The 19,236-nt window shown below is 44.5% G+C and carries 22 protein-coding genes; 18 read left to right on the top strand and 4 right to left on the bottom strand.

Annotated elements, in window-relative coordinates:
- Nucleotides 1-17: 17 nt before the first annotated feature.
- A complete protein-coding gene (locus B9N86_RS16490; protein ID WP_208914255.1) occupies nucleotides 18-338 on the top strand; it encodes a DUF3139 domain-containing protein in 321 nt (106 codons plus the stop codon).
- An 82-nt stretch (nucleotides 339-420) separates the two neighbouring features.
- On the opposite strand, the gene B9N86_RS31005 is transcribed toward B9N86_RS16490, so the two are convergent.
- The 3 genes from B9N86_RS31005 to lexA all read right to left on the bottom strand — a co-directional run bounded on the left by B9N86_RS31005 (nucleotide 421) and on the right by lexA (nucleotide 2,080).
- Complete coding sequence (locus tag B9N86_RS31005) at nucleotides 421-540, bottom strand: SHOCT domain-containing protein (RefSeq protein ID WP_208914254.1); 120 nt, start codon at nucleotides 538-540, stop codon at nucleotides 421-423.
- Between the two features lie 102 nt (nucleotides 541-642).
- Entirely contained in the window at nucleotides 643-1,116 is a 474-nt protein-coding gene (locus B9N86_RS16480; protein WP_244562730.1) for a DUF3574 domain-containing protein, read from the bottom strand.
- Between the two features lie 337 nt (nucleotides 1,117-1,453).
- A complete protein-coding gene (gene lexA, locus B9N86_RS16475) occupies nucleotides 1,454-2,080 on the bottom strand; it encodes a transcriptional repressor LexA (RefSeq protein WP_208914253.1) in 627 nt (208 codons plus the stop codon).
- Between the two features lie 176 nt (nucleotides 2,081-2,256).
- On the opposite strand from lexA, the gene B9N86_RS16470 reads away from it, so the two are divergent.
- The 7 genes from B9N86_RS16470 to B9N86_RS16440 all read left to right on the top strand — a co-directional run bounded on the left by B9N86_RS16470 (nucleotide 2,257) and on the right by B9N86_RS16440 (nucleotide 6,739).
- A complete protein-coding gene (locus tag B9N86_RS16470; RefSeq protein WP_208914252.1) occupies nucleotides 2,257-2,628 on the top strand; it encodes a LysM peptidoglycan-binding domain-containing protein in 372 nt (123 codons plus the stop codon).
- A gap of 156 nt (nucleotides 2,629-2,784) precedes the next feature.
- Entirely contained in the window at nucleotides 2,785-2,985 is a 201-nt protein-coding gene (locus tag B9N86_RS16465) for a DUF896 domain-containing protein (RefSeq protein WP_208914251.1), read from the top strand.
- Nucleotides 2,986-3,048: 63 nt separating this feature from the next.
- Nucleotides 3,049-3,573 carry a hypothetical protein gene (locus B9N86_RS16460; RefSeq protein WP_208914250.1) on the top strand — a complete coding sequence of 175 codons (525 nt, stop codon included), beginning with the start codon at nucleotides 3,049-3,051 and terminating at the stop codon, nucleotides 3,571-3,573.
- A 46-nt stretch (nucleotides 3,574-3,619) separates the two neighbouring features.
- Nucleotides 3,620-4,411, top strand: a complete 792-nt coding sequence (locus tag B9N86_RS16455) for an HAD family hydrolase (protein WP_208914249.1) — start codon at nucleotides 3,620-3,622, stop codon at nucleotides 4,409-4,411.
- A 242-nt stretch (nucleotides 4,412-4,653) separates the two neighbouring features.
- On the top strand, nucleotides 4,654-5,061 hold the full coding sequence (locus B9N86_RS16450) for a FixH family protein (protein WP_208914248.1): 408 nt from the start codon (nucleotides 4,654-4,656) through the stop codon (nucleotides 5,059-5,061).
- Nucleotides 5,062-5,171: 110 nt separating this feature from the next.
- Nucleotides 5,172-5,864, top strand: a complete 693-nt coding sequence (locus B9N86_RS16445; protein WP_208914247.1) for a helix-turn-helix domain-containing protein — start codon at nucleotides 5,172-5,174, stop codon at nucleotides 5,862-5,864.
- A 14-nt stretch (nucleotides 5,865-5,878) separates the two neighbouring features.
- Nucleotides 5,879-6,739: an IS3 family transposase gene (locus B9N86_RS16440; RefSeq protein ID WP_210190586.1), complete on the top strand. Its 861-nt coding sequence runs from the start codon at nucleotides 5,879-5,881 to the stop codon at nucleotides 6,737-6,739.
- Nucleotides 6,740-7,033: 294 nt separating this feature from the next.
- Here the strand turns inward: B9N86_RS16440 and B9N86_RS16435 are convergent, their stop codons facing one another.
- Entirely contained in the window at nucleotides 7,034-7,570 is a 537-nt protein-coding gene (locus B9N86_RS16435; protein ID WP_208914245.1) for a cupin domain-containing protein, read from the bottom strand.
- 177 nt (nucleotides 7,571-7,747) lie between these two features.
- Between B9N86_RS16435 and metH the strand changes: the two genes are divergently transcribed.
- The 10 genes from metH (at nucleotide 7,748) to B9N86_RS16385 (ending at nucleotide 19,222) form a co-directional block, all read left to right on the top strand.
- Complete coding sequence (gene metH, locus B9N86_RS16430) at nucleotides 7,748-11,188, top strand: methionine synthase (RefSeq protein WP_208914244.1); 3,441 nt, start codon at nucleotides 7,748-7,750, stop codon at nucleotides 11,186-11,188.
- A 93-nt stretch (nucleotides 11,189-11,281) separates the two neighbouring features.
- Entirely contained in the window at nucleotides 11,282-12,205 is a 924-nt protein-coding gene (gene rnz / locus B9N86_RS16425; protein WP_208914243.1) for a ribonuclease Z, read from the top strand.
- Nucleotides 12,206-12,558: 353 nt separating this feature from the next.
- Nucleotides 12,559-13,347, top strand: coding sequence for a TIGR01457 family HAD-type hydrolase (locus tag B9N86_RS16420; RefSeq protein ID WP_208914242.1), 789 nt, complete (start codon nucleotides 12,559-12,561; stop codon nucleotides 13,345-13,347).
- A gap of 50 nt (nucleotides 13,348-13,397) precedes the next feature.
- Nucleotides 13,398-14,216 carry a DNA-formamidopyrimidine glycosylase gene (gene mutM / locus B9N86_RS16415; protein ID WP_208914241.1) on the top strand — a complete coding sequence of 273 codons (819 nt, stop codon included), beginning with the start codon at nucleotides 13,398-13,400 and terminating at the stop codon, nucleotides 14,214-14,216.
- Nucleotides 14,206-15,054, top strand: coding sequence for a deoxyribonuclease IV (locus B9N86_RS16410; protein ID WP_208914240.1), 849 nt, complete (start codon nucleotides 14,206-14,208; stop codon nucleotides 15,052-15,054). The genes mutM and B9N86_RS16410 overlap by 11 nt, the downstream gene beginning before the upstream one ends.
- Before the next feature lie 18 nt (nucleotides 15,055-15,072).
- On the top strand, nucleotides 15,073-15,411 hold the full coding sequence (locus B9N86_RS16405; RefSeq protein WP_208914239.1) for a cyclic-phosphate processing receiver domain-containing protein: 339 nt from the start codon (nucleotides 15,073-15,075) through the stop codon (nucleotides 15,409-15,411).
- Nucleotides 15,408-15,755, top strand: coding sequence for a thioredoxin family protein (locus B9N86_RS16400; RefSeq protein WP_208914238.1), 348 nt, complete (start codon nucleotides 15,408-15,410; stop codon nucleotides 15,753-15,755). The genes B9N86_RS16405 and B9N86_RS16400 overlap by 4 nt, the downstream gene beginning before the upstream one ends.
- Complete coding sequence (locus tag B9N86_RS16395; protein WP_208914237.1) at nucleotides 15,752-16,525, top strand: ABC transporter ATP-binding protein; 774 nt, start codon at nucleotides 15,752-15,754, stop codon at nucleotides 16,523-16,525. The genes B9N86_RS16400 and B9N86_RS16395 overlap by 4 nt, the downstream gene beginning before the upstream one ends.
- Nucleotides 16,526-16,530: 5 nt before the next feature.
- Nucleotides 16,531-17,592, top strand: a complete 1,062-nt coding sequence (locus B9N86_RS16390) for a 23S rRNA (cytidine(2498)-2'-O)-methyltransferase RlmM (protein ID WP_244562729.1) — start codon at nucleotides 16,531-16,533, stop codon at nucleotides 17,590-17,592.
- A gap of 172 nt (nucleotides 17,593-17,764) precedes the next feature.
- Nucleotides 17,765-19,222: a serine/threonine protein kinase gene (locus tag B9N86_RS16385; protein ID WP_208914235.1), complete on the top strand. Its 1,458-nt coding sequence runs from the start codon at nucleotides 17,765-17,767 to the stop codon at nucleotides 19,220-19,222.
- Nucleotides 19,223-19,236: the final 14 nt, after the last annotated feature.

Below are 19,236 nucleotides of genomic sequence, written 5' to 3'. Positions count from 1 at the left end.
TTGTGGGGGTAGCTTATATGAAGAAAGTCGTATGGTTCTTTGCAATTTTAGTCATTCTTTTAATTCTTGGGTATATTTTATTACAATCGAAGTTAAATAAGCTTGAGGATGATTTACATTCCTACCTTATTAATGAAAAAAACTATAACGAAGAGGATATTGCAAGTATAAAAGCACGTTTTAGCAAAATACCTCGATTTCCTGTATACATTATATTTGAGGACGAGCCGCATGTCACGTATGCATACACGGATAGAAATGTTGGACAATGGGTCCAAATAGGACCGAGTGATATCGATATCGAAAAGAGGAGTTATAAACACGTAGATCGTGATTAAGAAAAACGAACGAAGACCCTACCAGTTATAGTGGTAGGGTCTTCATTTTTTTGTTTATTTATGGCTATCTTTATTTCACTTATCATATTGACGAAAGAAGTTCATTTTTCTTTGTTTGATATTCCTCATCGGTAATGATCTTTTTAGCATGCAATTCTGATAATTTTTCTAGCTTCGCAAAGGCATCATCAGAAGAAAACAAAGCTTGAGCTGTAGATCAACATATTTCTTATACTATTAGGTACCTGAATACTCCGTATTAGAAATGAATTGTGATTCCATTAGATTTAAAATGAGGCCGTTATTATTCAATGAAATACATCTTACCATCCACTTCAAGGGATATCGAAGCCTGAGCGAGATCTTCTTTCAGTTGCTTTGCGTAAGCCACCACTTGATTAATCGATTTTTTATCTAATGTTTCAGCAAAAGCGTACACAATCGTTACGTTTTCCTTGATCAGTGTTTTGTCTTTATCGACCCAAGCACCTTCACCATCTAGAGCCGTAGCACCGCCAAACCATTCGGAAAATTTCGTGAGTGCCTGATCAACATACTTTTGCTGTGCTTCTTCAGTAATCGGAATATTGCCCTTTACCGTTGACGGAACATAAATTTTGATAACATGACTGAGGTTAAACTGTCCATCAAGAGCACTACCGACAATGCCGGTTGTCGCAGACCCCTCCGCACTGTAAGATTGCTGTACCGGTACAAAAACCAAGGTCAACATTACTACAATAGCTGCCGTAATAATCCCAATCTTCTTCTTCATCATCCTTGTCTCCTTCACTTTTTTTCTCGCCAAATGGTTACTAAATGTTTGAACGCTTTCATTTTCATTCAGATACCATCCAGTCGGTATGGGCTGGAAATATTATATAAAGTGCCCATGTTTTAAACAATGGGACGTCAGAATTAAAAAAAGGAAGTAGGAGATAGGAAATAAGGGGCATGGAAAAATGCTTTCTTACTATAGATCAGAAGGGTTAGGTTATGTTAATATAGTGGATTTTACGTTATACCTAAGACGGAATTCCAAAAGAAGATATAAAAAAGGTTACCGCTTGTCCAAGACAAGACGGTAACCTTTAATTTGTGTATGGAGATTAAACCTAGTGGATATCTCTAAATACGCCGACAACTTTACCAAGTATGGTGACATGGTTTAAGCGAAGAGGCTCATATGTCGGATTCTCCGGTTGGAGACGGATGTGGTCTTTCTCTTTATAAAAAGTTTTCACAGTGGCTTCATCTTCCTCGGTCATAGCTACGACAATGTCGCCGTTGTCAGCGGTCTGCTGCTGACGGACGATCACATAATCCCCATTATGAATGCCAGCTTCAACCATACTGTCACCCATTACGGTTAACATGAATACTTTGTTGTCCCCTACAAAATGTTGCGGTAGAGGGAAATAGTCTTCAATGTTCTCTGTAGCAGTGATAGGAACACCGGCAGTAACTTTACCGACGACAGGAACTCTGGAGATGGTGTGTGTGAATAAATTACTGTTCTCCGATTCTTCTTGCCCGAGCAGCTCAATGGCTCTTGGCTTCGTAGGGTCACGACGGATTAAGCCTTTCTTCTCCAAACGATCCAGATGACCATGTACTGTTGAACTGGAAGCCAGTCCGACAGCCTCACCGATTTCTCGTACGGAAGGCGGGTAGCCCTTGCTCCGAACTTCGTTGCGGATAAATTCCAATATCGCCTGCTGGCGGCTGGATATCTTCGACATTCCGTATCAACCCCATTTAGTAACGTTTGGGAAAATTATAACATAGAACTTCCGTTCGCACAAACATAAGTTCTAAAAAAATAAATAGAACAACCGTTCGTAAAAGTATTGAATCAAACAAGTGTTCGTGTTATATTTAAATCCATAAGAGAACACTTGTTTGGGGGATGATGATTATGTTGAGATACACTACATACCGCAGTATTTATGAAGGACAGTTTCAGGAAGAGACACATAGCCAGGCTTCTCTATGGAATCGTACGGTAGAGTTGATTAAGTCACGTGGGGTTGGTAAATTGATTCTCATTCTGCTGATTGTTGTTTTAGGATGTACTGGTGCATTTTCCGTTTTTGCCGGGGGATTGGAGAAACCGACAGCGGAGAAGAATATTATTGTGCAGCCTGGTGACTCGCTCTGGAGTATTGCAGCGGCTCATAAACCGAAGAAGATGGACACGAGGGTATATATCAGTTCTATTAGGGAAGTTAATGAGTTGAAAGGACCGGATATTCAAGCTGGAGATGTGTTGTCGTTGCCTCTATGGTGAAAGATATGATACACCGATACGGAATTTATAATCTGTTAAAATAATGGTATAATATAAAGAAGAGCACATATGCGAGCTTGGTAAGGAGAGGTTTCCTTGACAAGCTCTTTTTGACATGTCAAAGTTAAGAATGAATTTTTTATTGGAGGCGAAGGTATGGATATCGATGCTTTAATAGAACGTATAAACGTTCTGGCGAGAAAAAACAAAAATGAAGGGTTGACGGAGGAGGAACAAAAAGAACGTTCCGAGCTTCGTGAAGTCTATCTTAATAATCTTCGGAGAAACTTCCGACAGCAGTTGGATTCAATCGAATGGGTAGATGAAGAGAAAGACGGTCCTGGTTTGAAACATTAAACGTTTTCCGCTTGTCTGCTCAAGAGATCTATAATATGAAGTTTAGCGAAGAGGGGGAGACTCATGTCTCGTTCATGGGAAAGAAAAGTTAGCAAGAATATGTCTCAACTTAACAAACAGCGCAAGAAGCAGGGACAAGCAATACTTGGAACGACGAACACTTCAACCAGTGACGGAGATGTATTTAAAGGACGTAAATACGTTCTGCCAATCATTTTGCTTGCACTGGCTGTTCTTTATGCGCTGCTCGGGTTGGCTACAGTTGATGCGGGAACAGGCAGTAAGACAATGAACTACATCGGAGTCAGTTTGTACATTTTGTTGGCTTTGATGATTTTTTTACGGAAACCATACTTGAAAGTAGGACGCAGCACAGTATCGACTTTCAAATTTAACCGCGAACGTAAGCTGACGGCATCGGAAATATCCAAAATCAGAATTTTGCAAGGTTCTGTTGTCATTGAGAATAAAGCTCGCGGCGGAAATTGGGTGTTCTCGCGTTTGATTAACCGTTATGATACAAAAGCGATGGGGGAAAGACTGGAGCAATTTGCGAAAGTCAATAATATCCCAGTAGAGCACGAATAATGGATTTGCCTGCTATTTTAGAGGGCATGTAAAGGGAGATGGAGAGATGCCGGCAACTGCGGTACTGTTTGACCTGGATGATACGCTATTGTGGGATGAAAGAAGTGTAGAGGAAGCATTTGAGGTAACTTGTCAGGCTGGGGCGGAAAGCACCGGAATTGATGCAACCGCTCTGCTCACAGCAGTTCGAAGCGAAGCGCGCTCTTTGTACGAATCCTATGACACCTTTGCATTTACGAAATTGATTGGCATTAACCCATTTGAAGGCTTGTGGGCGAACTTTACAGCAGGCGATCAGCCGGAGTTCCGCCGTCTTCAGGAGCTCGCTCCTGTTTATCGTAAAGAATCATGGCGCAGAGGGCTGAAGTCTCTAGGAGTAGAGAACGATGAACTGGCAGAAGAGCTAGCAGAACGGTTTGCTGCTGAACGAAGAAAGCGTCCGTATGTGTATGATGAAACGTTTGATGTGCTGAAAGAGCTGCAGAACACTGTGAAGCTGTTGCTTTTAACGAATGGCAGTCCTGATTTGCAACAGGAAAAGTTGGATGGAGTTCCAGAACTTGCAACTTATTTTAATCACATCGTTATTTCGGGCGATTTTGGAAAAGGTAAACCGGATGCATCTATTTTCACCCATGCTCTTGGTTTACTGGGGGTTGAACCGGAAAATGCTGTGATGGTAGGGGATAAGCTGACTACCGACATTAAGGGTGGAAACGCTGCGGGACTGACAACCGTATGGATCAACCGGACGGACCGTCCTAAAGATTCCTCCATTGTACCGGACTATGAAATTCAGAGTTTGTCAGAGCTTCATGACATATTGTCTTCTTTGTAATTTTCGTCAATTCATAAAAACATAACAAGCTTAAAAGACAAGAGCAAGCCGGACGTCTCACATATTGATGTGGAGGTTACCGGCTTTTTTCTTGTTTATTTTTTGTGACAAATGTCACAGAATTGTAAGTGAATGAACATGTTAGACAGTTTAAATAGATGTATAATGATGGAACAATTGAAGAATTAGGAAAAAAATATAAAAAAGGTATTACATATGATTTCAAAAAGTAGGTGGATATCGTGAAAAAGAAAAGATACGCTTTGATTTCCGCTATGATTATGGTGGCAATCGCCTTGGCAGCCTGCAGTGATAGCAAAGCAGACAAGAATGAGGAGCTAATGATGATGGATCCGATCTTAGTGGAGCTTACTCTGAATGCTGAAACGGCTGCTGTCGGGGAGAAAGTGATAATCCAAGCGAAGGTGACCCAATCTGGTGAGCCTGTCGAGGATGCAAACCTTGTTGAATTTGAAATCACACGTGAAGGTGGAGGTATGCAGGCAAAAGTTCCGGTAAAGCATTCACAAGGTGGAAGTTACGAGCTGGAAAAGACGTTTAAAGAACCGGGGACTTACCGGATTGTATCACACGTAACTGCACTTGGACAGCACTCTATGCCGATGAAAGAGCTTAAAGTAACTGAATAGGTTAAAGCGTGACCGAAAAAAACAGGCCGTCCAAGAATTCTGATATGCTCCCATCATAGTAGACAGTAGAAAAAAACAAAATTCTACTCTACTAATGATGGGAGTTTTTTATGATGTCCAAAAGGAATCCAATTTCTTTTGATGTAAAGTTACGTATCGTAAAGCGATGCCTTCAGCATGAGACGACCCCTAGTTATGAAGCCAAGCAGTTGGGGGTAGATAAAAACACGGTTAAAGATTGGATAAGGAAATATAGAGCAGATGGTTATGAAGGATTAAAGAAATCCAGAGGATGTAAAGCATATTCAAAGGAACTGAAGCTTGCTGCCATCAGGGATGTTTTATCCGGAAATCATTCTATACGAGAGGCGACAAAGAAGTATCATATTTCGAGTAAAAGTGTTTTGACGGGATGGATTTCCAAGTATACTTGTAGGGAAGAAATAAAACCTACTCGTAAAGGAAAAGGACTATCTCATATGAATAAAGGACGTAAAACCACTTTCGAAGAACGCATTGAAATCGCGCAGTATACGATCGCCAATGATTTGGATTATCAGAAATCCATGGAAAAATATAATGTTTCTTATACCCAGGTCTACTCATGGGTGCAAAAATATAAATCTGGCGGCGAGGAGTCTCTCAAGGACAATCGTGGTCGCAAAAAGCCTGTAGAAGAGCTAGATGACCATGAACGACTCAAGCTTCGGATCAAAGAACTGGAAGCACGGAACGAATATTTAGAAATGGAGAACGCCCTCGCAAAAAAGTTGGCAGAGATCAAGCGACGAAATTCACGCTAACGTTAGTCCGGCATGTGGACTTGTACCAAGCTATCCAAGAACTGCACGCTGAGAAAGGTTATGCCCTCACGAAGCTGTGTGAGATAGCCGGAATCGCTCGATCTGCCTATTATAAATGGCTGAAATGGAAGCCATCCACCCGGGAACTTGAAATTCTTTCGCTCGCTAAGGAAGTGAAACTTCGCTATGACAAGCGAAAGGGGGTTCTTGGCTATCGTCAAATCCGCACACAATTAAACCGTAAACTCAAAAGGAATTACAACAAAAAGCGTTATTATCGAATTATGCGTGCTCTTGGATTGAAATCGGTGATTCGCAAGAAACGACCGAACTACGTGAGAGCCTCTGAAATCCATGTAGCTGAAAATGTAATGAATCGTGAATTTCAAGCAGATGCTCCTAATATGAAGTGGTGCACAGACGTAACAGAATTGAAGTATGGGAATGGTCGTAAAGCCTATCTGAGCGCTATCGTTGATGTATACGATAACTCCATCGTTTCATGGGTTCTAAGCCACTCCAACAATAATAAACTCGTTATGGATACGGTGAAGAAAGCTTACGGGAGGAACCCGGGGGTGACTCCACTTCTCCATAGCGACAGAGGCTTCCAATATACCTCACATGAGTACAGTCGACTTCAGGTTAAGTACGGTTTTACTAAAAGTATGTCTCGTGTGAGCCGATGCCTGGATAACCAACCCATTGAACGATTTTGGGGTACATTGAAGGCAGAAAGCTTTTATCTGACGAAACACGACACCTATGATGACGTCCTCGAAGACGTGAGAAATTATATCCGCTACTACAACAATTACCGCTATACAGAGCGATTAAATGGCTTGTCTCCCAACGAGTATCGACGAGCTGCTTAACGATGAGAAAAGAAAATAAACCCTCAGCTCTGTTAACTTGAACTGAGGGGAATAATCTAACCATTTTTGTTTTTTACACTGTCTACTTGACAGGGGGCACTTCATTCATCCTTGGATGGCCTACTTGGTTTTGTAGCTTGACACTTCATTTTACCAATGAGAGGGTTTCTATTTTGTCAATGTTTATAAGCTGTCAAGCACGTAGCGTCTTAGTACAGGCAAAGGGGCGTCCCAGGTCAATGGACCTTTTAAGACACCCCCACAGTTTTTATACAAGTAAATGATACAATTGCTTTATTGAAAACCTGGGTCAGCAACGGGATGGGCTACCCATCCATTCTCTTCAACAAAAAGACGCACAGCAATAATTTGACGATTGTCCATCAAGGTGAAGAAATGTGGTGTATTTTCCGGTACGGAAATAACATCACCTGGTTCAAGCTCAACATTGAAGTAGCCAACGTCATCGGCACCTTTAATAATGAAAATACCTTTACCACCTACGATTGCACGGATTTCATCCTCAGAATGCGTGTGAACTTCCTCAAACTTATTCAACAGCTCTTCCAGATTAGGCGTCGACTCGGATAGAGTGATGACATCCCAAATTTTATATCCACGGCGGGAGGCCAAATCACGGATTTCTGCATCATAAATACCGAGAATGCGTTTTTTCTCCTCATCGGTCAAGGCAAAGTTTGTCTGCAAGTCTTCCGGCAGCTTTTCAATGTTCCAATGCTCATAAATAACTTCCTGTTTGTTCAAAAAATCCCGAACATTATCCACTCCGGTGATCCGCTCGTTCGTGTTACGAATAACGATTTCTGCCATATCCTATCCCTCTTTCTCCACTTGGATTAATAAGTATTATAGCCTCGTCATGGTAATTTGTCATTAGAAAAATATCAATTAAGGCTGAAACGGCGCACATTTCCTCAGATCTCGTTCTTTTCTATTGAAAAATATTCTGTTACACTAAGATTTAACGTTTTGCGGGGAGGGTTAACATTGAGCAAACCTAGCTTACAAGAAGTACTAAAAGAACGAATATTAATCCTTGATGGCGCTATGGGCACCATGATACAGCAGGAGGACCTCTCACCGCAGGATTTCGGCGGAGACGACTTGGACGGCTGCAACGAAATGCTGGTGTTAAATCGCCCGGATGTCATTCAATCCATTCACGAACTATATCTGGAAGCGGGCGCAGATCTGATTGAAACCAACACGTTTGGTGCAACCTCGGTCGTATTGGCTGAATATGATGTACCTCAGCTTGCCCGAGAGATCAATTTGGAGGCGGCTCGTCTGGCGCTCGCCGCTGTTGCAAAATATTCAACTCCCGAGAAACCTCGTTATGTTGTTGGGGCAATGGGGCCGACTACGAAAACACTGTCGGTTACCGGAGGAGTTACGTTTCAAGAGTTAGTTGAAAGTTACGAAGAACAGGCTGTTGCATTAATAGAAGGCGGCGTTGATGCCTTACTGCTCGAAACGTCACAGGATACACTTAACGTGAAGGCCGGAACGATTGGCATACGACAAGCGTTTGATAAATCAGGCATTCAGCTGCCAATCATGGTTTCGGGCACAATTGAGCCGATGGGTACGACCCTGGCCGGTCAGAATATTGAAGCTTTTTACATATCACTGGAACATATCGAACCGATATCGATCGGTTTAAACTGCGCTACAGGACCGGAATTTATGAGGGACCATATTCGCTCCTTGTCAGATATGTCTAAAGCGGCGGTAAGCTGCTACCCGAATGCAGGTTTGCCTGATGAGAATGGACATTACCATGAGTCTCCGGATTCTTTGGCTCAAAAGATGGGCGCTTTTGCGGAAAAAGGATGGCTTAACATCGCCGGAGGCTGCTGCGGAACTACGCCGGATCATATCCGTGCTTTGTCTAATACTATGAGTCAGTATCCACCTCGTCAGCTTAACGGGTCTCACCTACCTGCATTATCAGGTATTGATCCTGTCTATATCGAGCAGGAGAACCGGCCGTACATGGTTGGAGAACGGACAAATGTCCTGGGTTCCCGTAAATTTAAGCGTCTTATTGTTGAAGGGAAATACGAGGAAGCATCCGAAATTGCCCGCGCTCAAGTCAAAAATGGGGCCCATGTGATCGATATTTGCGTCCAAGATCCGGACCGTGAAGAGCAAGATGACATGATTAAATTTCTGGAGCTTGTTGTTAAAAAGGTTAAGGTACCACTAATGGTGGACACTACAGATCCTGAAGTCATTGATCTAGCACTCAGCTATTCGCAAGGTAAAGCGATAATTAACTCCATTAACCTTGAAGATGGTGAAGAAAAGTTCGAAAAGGTAACTCCGTTGGTTCATAAATACGGGGCGGCTGTAGTCGTTGGTACAATTGACGAGAGCGGACAGGCTATTCATCGCAATGATAAGCTTAATGTTGCTCGCCGTTCGTATGATCTGCTTGTTAATAAGTATGGCATCAAGCCGGAGGATATCATTTTTGATACCTTGGTGTTTCCGGTCGGCACAGGTGATGAGCAGTATATCGGATCAGCACAGGAAACGATTGAAGGGATACGCCTCATTAAAAAAGCGATGCCTGAATGCCATACGATCCTTGGGATCAGTAATGTTTCTTTCGGTCTTCCTGAAGCCGGGAGAGAAGTGCTCAATTCCGTATTTTTGTATGAGTGCACAAAAGCGGGACTTGATTACGCCATTGTTAATACAGAGAAGCTGGAGCGTTACGCATCGATACCTGAAGAGGAGCGTCGTCTGGCTGAAGATCTGATCTACCGTACCAATGATTCGACGCTTGCAGCCTTTGTGGCAGCGTTCCGGAACAAGAAGGTAGAGAAGAAAGAAAAAATATCAAACTTAAGCCTAGAAGATCGCCTGGCTACTTATGTTGTGGAAGGCACCAAAGAAGGTCTCATCCCGGATTTGAACGAGGCATTGAAGAAGTATAGTGCACTTGAAGTCATTAACGGACCGCTTATGGCAGGAATGACGGAAGTTGGCCGGTTGTTTAACAACAATGAGCTGATTGTGGCTGAGGTTTTGCAGAGCGCAGAAGTAATGAAAGCTTCCGTAGCTCATCTAGAACAATTTATGGAGAAGAACGAAACGTCGGTTAAAGGCAAAATTATGCTCGCGACTGTAAAAGGTGACGTTCACGATATTGGTAAAAACCTCGTCGAAATCATCCTGGGTAACAATGGTTACGACATCATCAATTTGGGTATAAAAGTACCACCGGAGCAAATCATTGAGGCTTACCGTCGTGAAAAGCCCGATGCAATTGGTTTATCCGGCCTTCTGGTGAAGTCCGCCCAACAGATGGTTTTGACGGCACAGGATTTGAAAACAGCCGGTATCAGTGTGCCAATTATGGTTGGCGGTGCGGCACTGACACGCAAATTCACGAGAACACGAATCCGGCCTGAGTATGAAGGTATGGTTCTGTATGCCAAAGATGCTATGGATGGATTGGATATTGCCAACAAGCTCAGTGATCCAGTTCAACGGAAGGAAATTGAAGATCATATTAACGCGGAACGGGAAGCCGACTCGTCTGAAGCACAAGTAGAAAAACACTTGCCAGAACAAACACGGGTTAAACGGTCAAAAATATCTTCCGATGCACCGGTGTACATTCCACCGGATATGGAGCGGCATGTCATTCGTAGCTATCCAATATCTCATATACTACCTTATATCAATATGCAGATGCTTCTAGGACACCATTTAGGTCTGCGCGGTTCCGTAGAACAACTACTGCAAGCTCAGGATCCAAAAGCCGTTTCCCTAAAAGCAACAGTAGATGATATATTACAAGAAGCTACTCAAGACGGAATCATTCAAGCCCATGCGATGTATCGCTTCTTCCCGGCACAGTCGGAGGGTGATGATATTCTGATCTATGATCCGGAGGATAATGCAACAGTTCTTCACCGGTTCAGCTTTCCGAGGCAGCAGGTGGAACCATATCTCTGCTTGTCCGATTTCTTGAGATCGGTCGAAAGTGGGGTCATGGATTATGTCGGCTTCCTGGTCGTAACGGCTGGGCACGGAGTAGGCAAGCTTTCCGCAGAATGGAAAGACAAGGGAGACTATTTACGTTCTCATGCGCTGCAGTCTGTTGCTCTTGAGACCGCTGAGGCGCTTGCTGAACGTGTCCATCATATGATGCGGGATTCATGGGGATTTCCGGATCCAGAAGATATGACCATGAAGAGACGACTCGGAGCAAGGTATCAAGGAATTCGGGTATCCTTCGGTTATCCAGCTTGTCCGGATCTGGAGGATCAAGAGCCTCTGTTTAAACTGATGAAACCGGAAGACATGGGGGTTCACCTTACCGAAGGCTTTATGATGGAACCTGAAGCCTCTGTTTCGGCAATGGTATTTAGCCACCCGGAAGCAAAATATTTTAACGTGGATAAAGCATAAACAACAATTAGAATGCGGTTGTAAACTTACTGGAAATCCTCCGATATTTTCGGGGGATTTCTCGGTTTACACACCTGGAAGGGGAGAAGAGGCATGGAACTCTATTTTTTAGGGACGAACGCAGGGGTTCCGACGCTGCAGCGGAACGTTACCTCAATTGCACTAAGATTGCTGGAGGAAAGGCGTAGCATGTGGTTATTTGATTGTGGAGAAGGGACGCAGCATCAGATTCTCCGATCCCCGTTGAAAATGACAAGACTTGAGAAAATATTTATTACCCATCTGCATGGTGATCATATTTTCGGATTGCCAGGTCTTTTATCCAGTCGCAGCGCTCAGGGAGCAACCTCGCCAGTTACCATTTATGGACCAAAGGGAATTAAAGCTTATATTGAAACATCACTGGATATCAGTCAATCGCGGGTTAATTATTCTCTGGAAGTCGTTGAGCACAGCGGTGGAGTGTTGTTTGAGGACGATGGGTTCCGTGTGGAATCTGCACTGCTTGAACATCGGGCTGAAAGCTTTGGTTACCGAATTACGGAAAAAGATCGCCCGGGCAACTTGGACTTGGAACGATTGGAGTCGTATGGACTTAAACCGGGTCCATTATACGGACGGCTTAAACGTGGAGAAAGTGTACAGACCCCAGATGGCCAGGAGGTCCATGCGGCAGATGTGTTACTCGCTCCCAAAAAGGGACGAATTGTTACCATTCTTGGAGATACTCGGCCATGTGCTAATATTGTACCTCTTGCCAAGGGTTCGGATCTTTTGGTTCATGAGGCAACCTTCATGCATGAGCTTCAGGATATTGCAAATGAGTACTATCACAGCACCGCTCTACAGGCTGCAGAAGCGGCATCTGAAGCGGGAGTGAAGGAACTAATGCTTACGCATTTTAGTTCCCGTTATAAGGATACCGAGCATTTACAGCCCCTGCTTGATGAGGCAAAACAAGTATTTCCGAATACAAGATTAGCGGAGGATTTCGGGCTTTATCCTGTACAGAGATGAGGAAATAAACTGAATTATTTTCCGGGAAAGCGCAGGAAATGACAAGGTCTTCTCACGAAATCTACTGCTTGGACAACCTTCGATCCTATTCGACCAACAGCGGGTCAAAAGTCCGGCGATGTGGTCATGTTATGACGTTCCTGGTAACGTATGTGGTTGCAGGGTATTGTCCCATCTTTTACAATGAGACATAGTGGTAACCGCAAATCGTTGTTACATTACATATTGGTTTAAAGTATGAAGGATGATCGTCTAAGTAGGTTTTTATAAGTTGAATGTTAATGTTCCAGAAAGTTAATTAATTATGTTAATAGTAAACCCAATAAACAAAGACAGACAAAGAAGGTGTTATCGTGGAACAAGTGAAAGGATTGCTGCTAGACCTCGACGGAACGTTATATCATGGAAAGAACATGATTGATGGTGCGGATGTCCTAATACAGCAGCTTCGTGAAAAAAAGGTGCCTTACCTATTTGTAACAAACAATTCTTCCCGGACCCCGGAACAAGTAGCTGAACATCTCATCGGGATGGGAATCCCAGCATCTCCAGAGGAAGTCTGTACTTCATCCTTGGCTGCTGCGAATTATATTGCTCATGAATCACCTGGCGCAAAAGTGGCGATTCTGGGAGAAGAGGGACTAGAGCGAGCGCTCACAGATGCTGGCTTAAGCATAACGGATGAACAGCCTCAATATGTAGTTCAAGGGATCGATCGTTCATTCAACTACGTCTCATTAGCTAAAGCCGTTCAATGGATTCATGAAGGTGCCGCCTCCGTGCTTACGAATCCGGATTTACTACTGCCATCAGATACAGGATTAACACCAGGTGCAGGTTCTCTGGGTGCTGCTATTGAAGCTGCTTCCGGGGTGAAGCCTGTTGTAATTGGAAAGCCTTCATCGATTCTGATGAAATATGCGACAGATCGGCTGGGGCTTTCTCCGTCCGAAACCGCCATGGTCGGTGATAATCTGAGAACAGATATAGCTGCCGGTGCAAATGCCGGATGCAGAACGGTACTAGTAATGACAGGTATCACGACCAATGATAATATGGAAGCCCACATAACTGCTGCCGGTGTCCGTCCCGACTATATATGCCAAGACCTATACGAAGCAGCGAAGCTGCTATGCAATTGACGGAGTAGACATAACAATTATGATGTGTGACACGAAGGGGTAGATGAATCATGCCGGAACTTCCGGAGATGGAAAATTACAGGAAAATGCTATCAGCTAGTATCCTGAACATTCCGATTAGCAATGTGATTGTAAACCGGGATAAATCAATCAATGTACCTCCAGCGGAATTTTCAGCCAGCCTAATGGGTTCCAAAGTGATTTTCGTGGAGAGAAGAGGAAAATACCTCATTTTTCATCTGAACAATGGACGTCGTTTGCTTCTGCATCTTATGCTTGGTGGACTGTTGTATATGACCCGTGGCGATGAAGAACGCCCTTCCCGGACAACTCAGATCGAAATATCTTTTGGTGATAAGGTGTTGTATTTTATCGGACTTCGTCTAGGGTATCTTCATCAGCTGTCAGCAAAAGAAACAGAGGAAGCGTTAAGTCAGCTTGGGCCGGAACTTCTTGATCGAAGAATGACAAAGGAACGCTTTGTCAGTCTCATGAAGAAACGCCGCGGCGCCCTCAAAAGTCTGCTTGTTAACCAGCAAGCGTCAGCGGGGATCGGCAACTGCTATGCAGACGAAATCGCTTTTCACGCGAAAATTCATCCAGCTTCCAAGGTTCAAAATCTGACCAATGAAACTCTGGAACAGCTTTATGAGAGTATACATCATGTCCTGAAAGAAGCAACTGAAGGCGGAGGGTATATGGAAATGCCCTTTACCGAAGATGATGATTTGACTGGACATTACGCTGATCAGTGCAAGATATATGACCATGAGGGTGAGCCTTGTGTTCGCTGCGGTACATCGATTGTCAAAACAGAGATAACTGGACGCAAGGTGTTCTTATGTCCAAATTGTCAGCATGAAATGTAACATCCGCATTGGAAGTCATGTTAGCACGCGCGGAGGTTTCTTGGGAGCAGCCCGTCATATTGATCAGCTTGGAGGTAAGGCATTTCAATATTTCCCGAAAAATCCTCGTAGTCTGCACATAAAAACACCTGATTTCAAAGACGCCCTGGCCTGTGCAGAATACTGTAGGGAGCACGATCTTGCGTCTGTTGCACACACTCCGTATCCAAGCAATATGGCTGTCGGTCTAAGCAGAGGAGAGGAGCACTATCGTCTCACGGTTGAATCTCTTATGAACGATTTAATTATTGCTGAAGGTTGCGGATCGCTGGGAATCGTTGTTCATTTTGGACATTTGAAAGGCGAAAATGTTCTTCAAGGATATCAGCATATTATCCGGTGTATGAATGATGTCCTATCCAAGTGGACGGGCAGGGCCAAGCTGCTGATCGAGAATCAGGCTGGCGATCACGGAGACATGGGTATGACACTAGAAGAATCGGTAAAGGTCAGAGAATTGGCTGATGAACCTCACAAAATCGGTTTTTGTATGGATACCTGTCATCTGTTTGCAGCCGGACAGTGGGACATCAAAGGCACAGAGAGTTTGCTTCATAAAGGCACGGAACTGGGATACTGGGATCAACTGGTCGCCGTGCATTTAAACGATTCTAAATACGGAGCAGGGTCGAGAAAAGATCGGCATGCGCGCGTCGGACGCGGTATGATAGGTACAGAAGCACTTCAGGCACTGGTACGATCACCGGAGCTGGCCGGCAAAGCGTTTATTTTGGAAAGTGAACAGGGAGAGGATGGGACGCATCGCGAGGATATAGCGGAGGTGCTGTCCTGGGCTTGAACAAGGAGAGGATTGAACATGATTCATCTGTATCTGGATGATTGGCGCGCTTGCCCGAAGGGATTTGCCCTTGCGCGTAATGGAGAAGAGTGTCTTATGATGTTGCGGGAATGCGAAGTGGACATTTTATCACTCGATTTTGAGCTTGGCCCGGATCAGATGAGTGGTGGAGATGTCGTTGCTGCTATGGTTGTTGAAAAGCTATATCCCCGTCAAATTTATTTGCACACGTCCAGTCCATGGGGAAGAAGAAAAATGTATGAGATGCTTTACGAAAATATGCCTGCCAGCGTTACTGTGCATAACGGCCCTATGCCTGATGAAGTCATACGGAAAGTGGCCGGGTCCTCCTCATGATTTCTTTATCGGAGCGTGAATTGATCGAGCGTCTTGCATGGCAGGAACGTTTGGTTCACCGGGATAAGAAAACTTCCCCGGTTATCGTATTTCTGTATACTCCGTTATGCGGCACTTGCGGGGCGGCCCGCAAAATGCTGGACGTCACGGAACAGCTTCTGCCGGAAGGAACTCTATTGGAAGCGGATGTCAATTTTTTGCCAGTAGTGGTGCAGCAGTATCAAATACGAAGTGTTCCTGCTCTACTTGCCATTTCAGGAACGCCTGACAAGCCTCCTCAAGTGCTTTACCGTATGGGGTCTGTGCAGGATATTTTAAACTTTGTTAGGGGTGTGATGTTATGATTTCACTTCAAAATATTTTCCTCCGAAGAGGAGATGAGCAGATCCTGAAAGATGTGTCCCTTGAAATGGGTTCGGGGGAGAACTGGGTCATACTCGGACGGAATGGTTCCGGTAAAACGACACTGCTCGAGATGATGACAGGTTATCTGTTTCCGAGCAGTGGTCGTGTGGAAGTTTTGGGCAATGTCTATGGACGCAGTGATGTCCGGGAAGTACGGAAAGAAATTGGTTATATTAGTCAATCCCTCATGGAGAAGCTGTCACTCAGTGACCCGGTATGGGAAGTCGTTGCTACTGGCGCCTTCGCTTTTTTACGTTTTTACCAGACCATTCCTCAGGATGTAAAGGAAAAAGCGCTGAAGATGCTCGAGGAAATGAATTTCAGTCATTTGGCGGAGCATCCGCTTGGCACTTTGTCTCAGGGAGAGCGCAAGAAGGTCATGCTGGCCCGATCTTTGATGGCCAATCCGAAGCTACTCATTTTGGATGAGCCTTGTGCAGGACTAGATTTGTATGAACGTGAAAAAATGCTGCTGGAGATAGACCGTTTAAGACAAAGGGATGTAGCAGTTGTCTATGTAACTCATCATATTGAGGAAATCGTACCACTTTTTACTCATGTTGCATTGATTAAAGACGGCCAATTGGCTGGATCAGGACGTAAAGAAGAAGTATTAAACAAAGAGCTTATAAAACGGACTTATGATATTGATGTCGATCTGGAATGGGACGGAGGACGTCCTTGGATCAAAGTAATTTCTGGAGGGTAATCCACTTGGATGAACAAAACGCAGTAAATGAGCAAGTGAATGAACAGCACTCAGCAAAGTTAATATGTACCGCCAATCATGGTTTCGCGCCTTATGCGCAGGAAGAACTTCGCCGCCTGTTTGGCAGCTTGAAGAGCACGATGCTTATTCCGGGGGAAGTCTTCATAGTTACGCTGGCAACGACGTTACAAGAGGCTACAGAACGCATTTTGGAGAAGGCCCCTATCTTTTTGCGGCATATATTCCCGGTTGTTATGGAAATCCCGGGAGCTGACAAAGATCAAGCTTTCGAGCAGGCTGTATCTTATTTACTGAAGAGAGAGTACCTTGAAGGAAGTCGTGTATCTGTGCAGGTTAGAAAAGCGGAGGGCAGCAGCTGGACTGAAAACCCTGGCGCATTGCGTGATCAGCTGCAGGAAAGATTAGCTCCTTTGGAGATGGAATTCACGGTACAGGATCCGGAATGGGTGATTTCTCTATTTGCGGCAAAAGACACCTGGTATCTAGGTGTATCACAACCTGACCGTAATTTATCCGACTGGAATGGTGGTGCTATACGATTTCAGCGTGAGGAAGGTCAAATTTCACGTGCCAAGTTTAAACTGTTGGAAGCCGAGAAACAGTTCGGCATTCCTTTCGATTCCTTCCGTAATGCGTTGGACATTGGTGCAGCTCCTGGTGGCTGGAGCAGTTTTTTGCTGGAAAGAGGACTTCAGGTTACAGCAGTGGATCCGGCGAAAATGCATGAATCCTTGATTCATCATCCAAACCTGAGAATTGTTAATAAGAATGCCTCCGAGGTTAAATTCAAGGAATCTCAGTTTGATCTGCTCGTCTGTGATATGAGTTGGAGCCCGAAACAGATGGCCAGATTGGTAACGGATTTGCTCTACAGTCTAGCTCCGGGTGGCACAGCAGTGGTTACGGTTAAGCTTCTGACTAAAAAACCGATGGCTCTTGTTCATGATATCATAGATATTTTTGAACAATCCCGGATGCAGATTCAGGGAGCAAAACAGCTGTTTCATAACCGGGATGAAATAACTCTATATATGATTAAGTACTAAAATTTATAAATCTCTTTACAAATGGTTTAAATATGATCTATAATGATTCCAAAATTAACCAACGGCTTGATAGGGAAAGCATCCCGCAGGATCAACACGGTTTTACCGTGATGGTCCGGCGGGGTGCTTTCTTTTTTTACGGCCACTGGTATAGAAAGAGGGGGACGATGCAATGCACCATCCTTCAAAAATGGAGCGTGGAATGATACTTGGGGAGCGTTACCGGATCGAACGGAAGCTCGGTGAGGGTGGAATGAGCTGTGTTTACTTGGCAGAAGACTTGAAGCTGCCTGGGAAGAAATGGGCGGTTAAAGAAAGCGTGACCCAGCCGGGCATGTTTCAGACGGTGCAGGCAGAAGCCGAACTGCTGACCACGTTAAGCCATGCCCGTCTGCCGCGGATCGTGGATTTTTTCCAGCCCGATGAGGCTGGTTATACCTATATGGTTATGGATTATATTCATGGAATGACTCTCGATAAATATTTGCGAGGCTATAAAGGACATCTGACCGCTGATTTCATCCATCAGCTTGCTCACCAGCTGCTTGAAGTGCTTGGCTATCTTCATTCCCATCAGCCTCCCGTCGTTTTCAGGGACCTTAAGCCATCCAATATTATGCTGACGGAGGAAATGGAGGTTAGGCTCATTGACTTTGGTATTGCCCGTAGCTACAAGCAGGAACGGAATGAGGATACGGTTAAGCTCGGTACGGTCGGGTTTGCGGCACCAGAACAGTACGGTGGTGGTCAAAGTGATGCAAGATCGGATCTGTACGGACTGGGTGCGCTCCTTCTATTTCTTACAACGGGAGGCAAATACAGTGAATGGTTTACAGGTGTAGAGCAGCATATTCGAAGAGATATTTCCAAGGGGATGCTCCCCGTCATGCGTAAGCTTCTTCAGCATCAGCCGGAATTTCGATACCAGTCAGCTGAAGAGGTGGCTCAGGCACTTAGTACTGCAGGAAATGATCAACGATCAACGTCTAAAGCAAGAGCGGCGGGTACACTGGTGACTGCTGTACTAGGAACCTCACCAGGGGTAGGTACGACACATAGCTGTATAACTATCGGACATTTTTTAGCTCGAAGGTACAGCAAAGTGGCACTTGTTGAAATGGGGACGGGCCGAGCAGCCTTTACACGTATACAGGAAATAGCTGAAGGCGCGCCTACAGGGTCTGTCCGCAAGTTTTCAATTAATGGTATTGACTACTGGCGCCAAACATCAAGGGGAGATGTCATCTCTGTGCTAGCAGGCGATTATGATGCGGTAGTGCTAGATCTGGGAACGTATCGTGATAGTGAACGGCTCGAAGAATTTCTTCGGGCGGATGTTCCGATCATTATTGGTTCAGCTGCCGAGTGGCGTCAGCACGATGTACTAACTTTGGCTCGAATGCTGGCACGTCATGATCAGCCAAACCGGGTTTACGCTTTGCCGCTTGCTTCTTCTAGTGCCGTGCAGCAGCTTCGCAAATCACTTGGTGGCAGTAAAGTTGTAGCCATTCCGCTTCATAGAGATCCATTTGAGATGTCCTTGGAGGCAGAAAAGGCTATGGAAATCATTTATGAAGGATTCTTACTGCATAAAGAGCGCAAAAAAAGATTCCGTTTTGCATGGGGGTAATCCCTGTACTTGAA

Origin of the sequence: Paenibacillus uliginis N3/975 (genome assembly GCF_900177425.1) — a bacterium.
In the GTDB taxonomy this organism is placed as follows: Bacteria; Bacillota; Bacilli; order Paenibacillales; family Paenibacillaceae; genus Paenibacillus_AQ; species Paenibacillus_AQ uliginis.
This window is presented reverse-complemented; position numbering and strand designations above follow the sequence as displayed.

Excerpts from the sequence above, each read along its gene's own strand:
- B9N86_RS16490 (WP_208914255.1), top strand. The coding sequence starts at position 18 with ATGAAGAAAGTCGTATGGTTCTTTGCAATTTTAGTCATTCTTTTAATT.
- B9N86_RS16480 (WP_244562730.1), bottom strand. The coding sequence starts at position 1,116 with ATGATGAAGAAGAAGATTGGGATTATTACGGCAGCTATTGTAGTAATG.
- lexA (WP_208914253.1), bottom strand. The coding sequence starts at position 2,080 with ATGTCGAAGATATCCAGCCGCCAGCAGGCGATATTGGAATTTATCCGC.
- B9N86_RS16470 (WP_208914252.1), top strand. The coding sequence starts at position 2,257 with ATGTTGAGATACACTACATACCGCAGTATTTATGAAGGACAGTTTCAG.
- B9N86_RS16465 (WP_208914251.1), top strand. The coding sequence starts at position 2,785 with ATGGATATCGATGCTTTAATAGAACGTATAAACGTTCTGGCGAGAAAA.
- B9N86_RS16460 (WP_208914250.1), top strand. The coding sequence starts at position 3,049 with ATGTCTCGTTCATGGGAAAGAAAAGTTAGCAAGAATATGTCTCAACTT.
- B9N86_RS16455 (WP_208914249.1), top strand. The coding sequence starts at position 3,620 with ATGCCGGCAACTGCGGTACTGTTTGACCTGGATGATACGCTATTGTGG.
- B9N86_RS16445 (WP_208914247.1), top strand. The coding sequence starts at position 5,172 with ATGATGTCCAAAAGGAATCCAATTTCTTTTGATGTAAAGTTACGTATC.
- B9N86_RS16435 (WP_208914245.1), bottom strand. The coding sequence starts at position 7,570 with ATGGCAGAAATCGTTATTCGTAACACGAACGAGCGGATCACCGGAGTG.
- rnz (WP_208914243.1), top strand. The coding sequence starts at position 11,282 with ATGGAACTCTATTTTTTAGGGACGAACGCAGGGGTTCCGACGCTGCAG.
- mutM (WP_208914241.1), top strand. The coding sequence starts at position 13,398 with ATGCCGGAACTTCCGGAGATGGAAAATTACAGGAAAATGCTATCAGCT.
- B9N86_RS16410 (WP_208914240.1), top strand. The coding sequence starts at position 14,206 with ATGAAATGTAACATCCGCATTGGAAGTCATGTTAGCACGCGCGGAGGT.
- B9N86_RS16405 (WP_208914239.1), top strand. The coding sequence starts at position 15,073 with ATGATTCATCTGTATCTGGATGATTGGCGCGCTTGCCCGAAGGGATTT.
- B9N86_RS16400 (WP_208914238.1), top strand. The coding sequence starts at position 15,408 with ATGATTTCTTTATCGGAGCGTGAATTGATCGAGCGTCTTGCATGGCAG.
- B9N86_RS16395 (WP_208914237.1), top strand. The coding sequence starts at position 15,752 with ATGATTTCACTTCAAAATATTTTCCTCCGAAGAGGAGATGAGCAGATC.
- B9N86_RS16385 (WP_208914235.1), top strand. The coding sequence starts at position 17,765 with ATGCACCATCCTTCAAAAATGGAGCGTGGAATGATACTTGGGGAGCGT.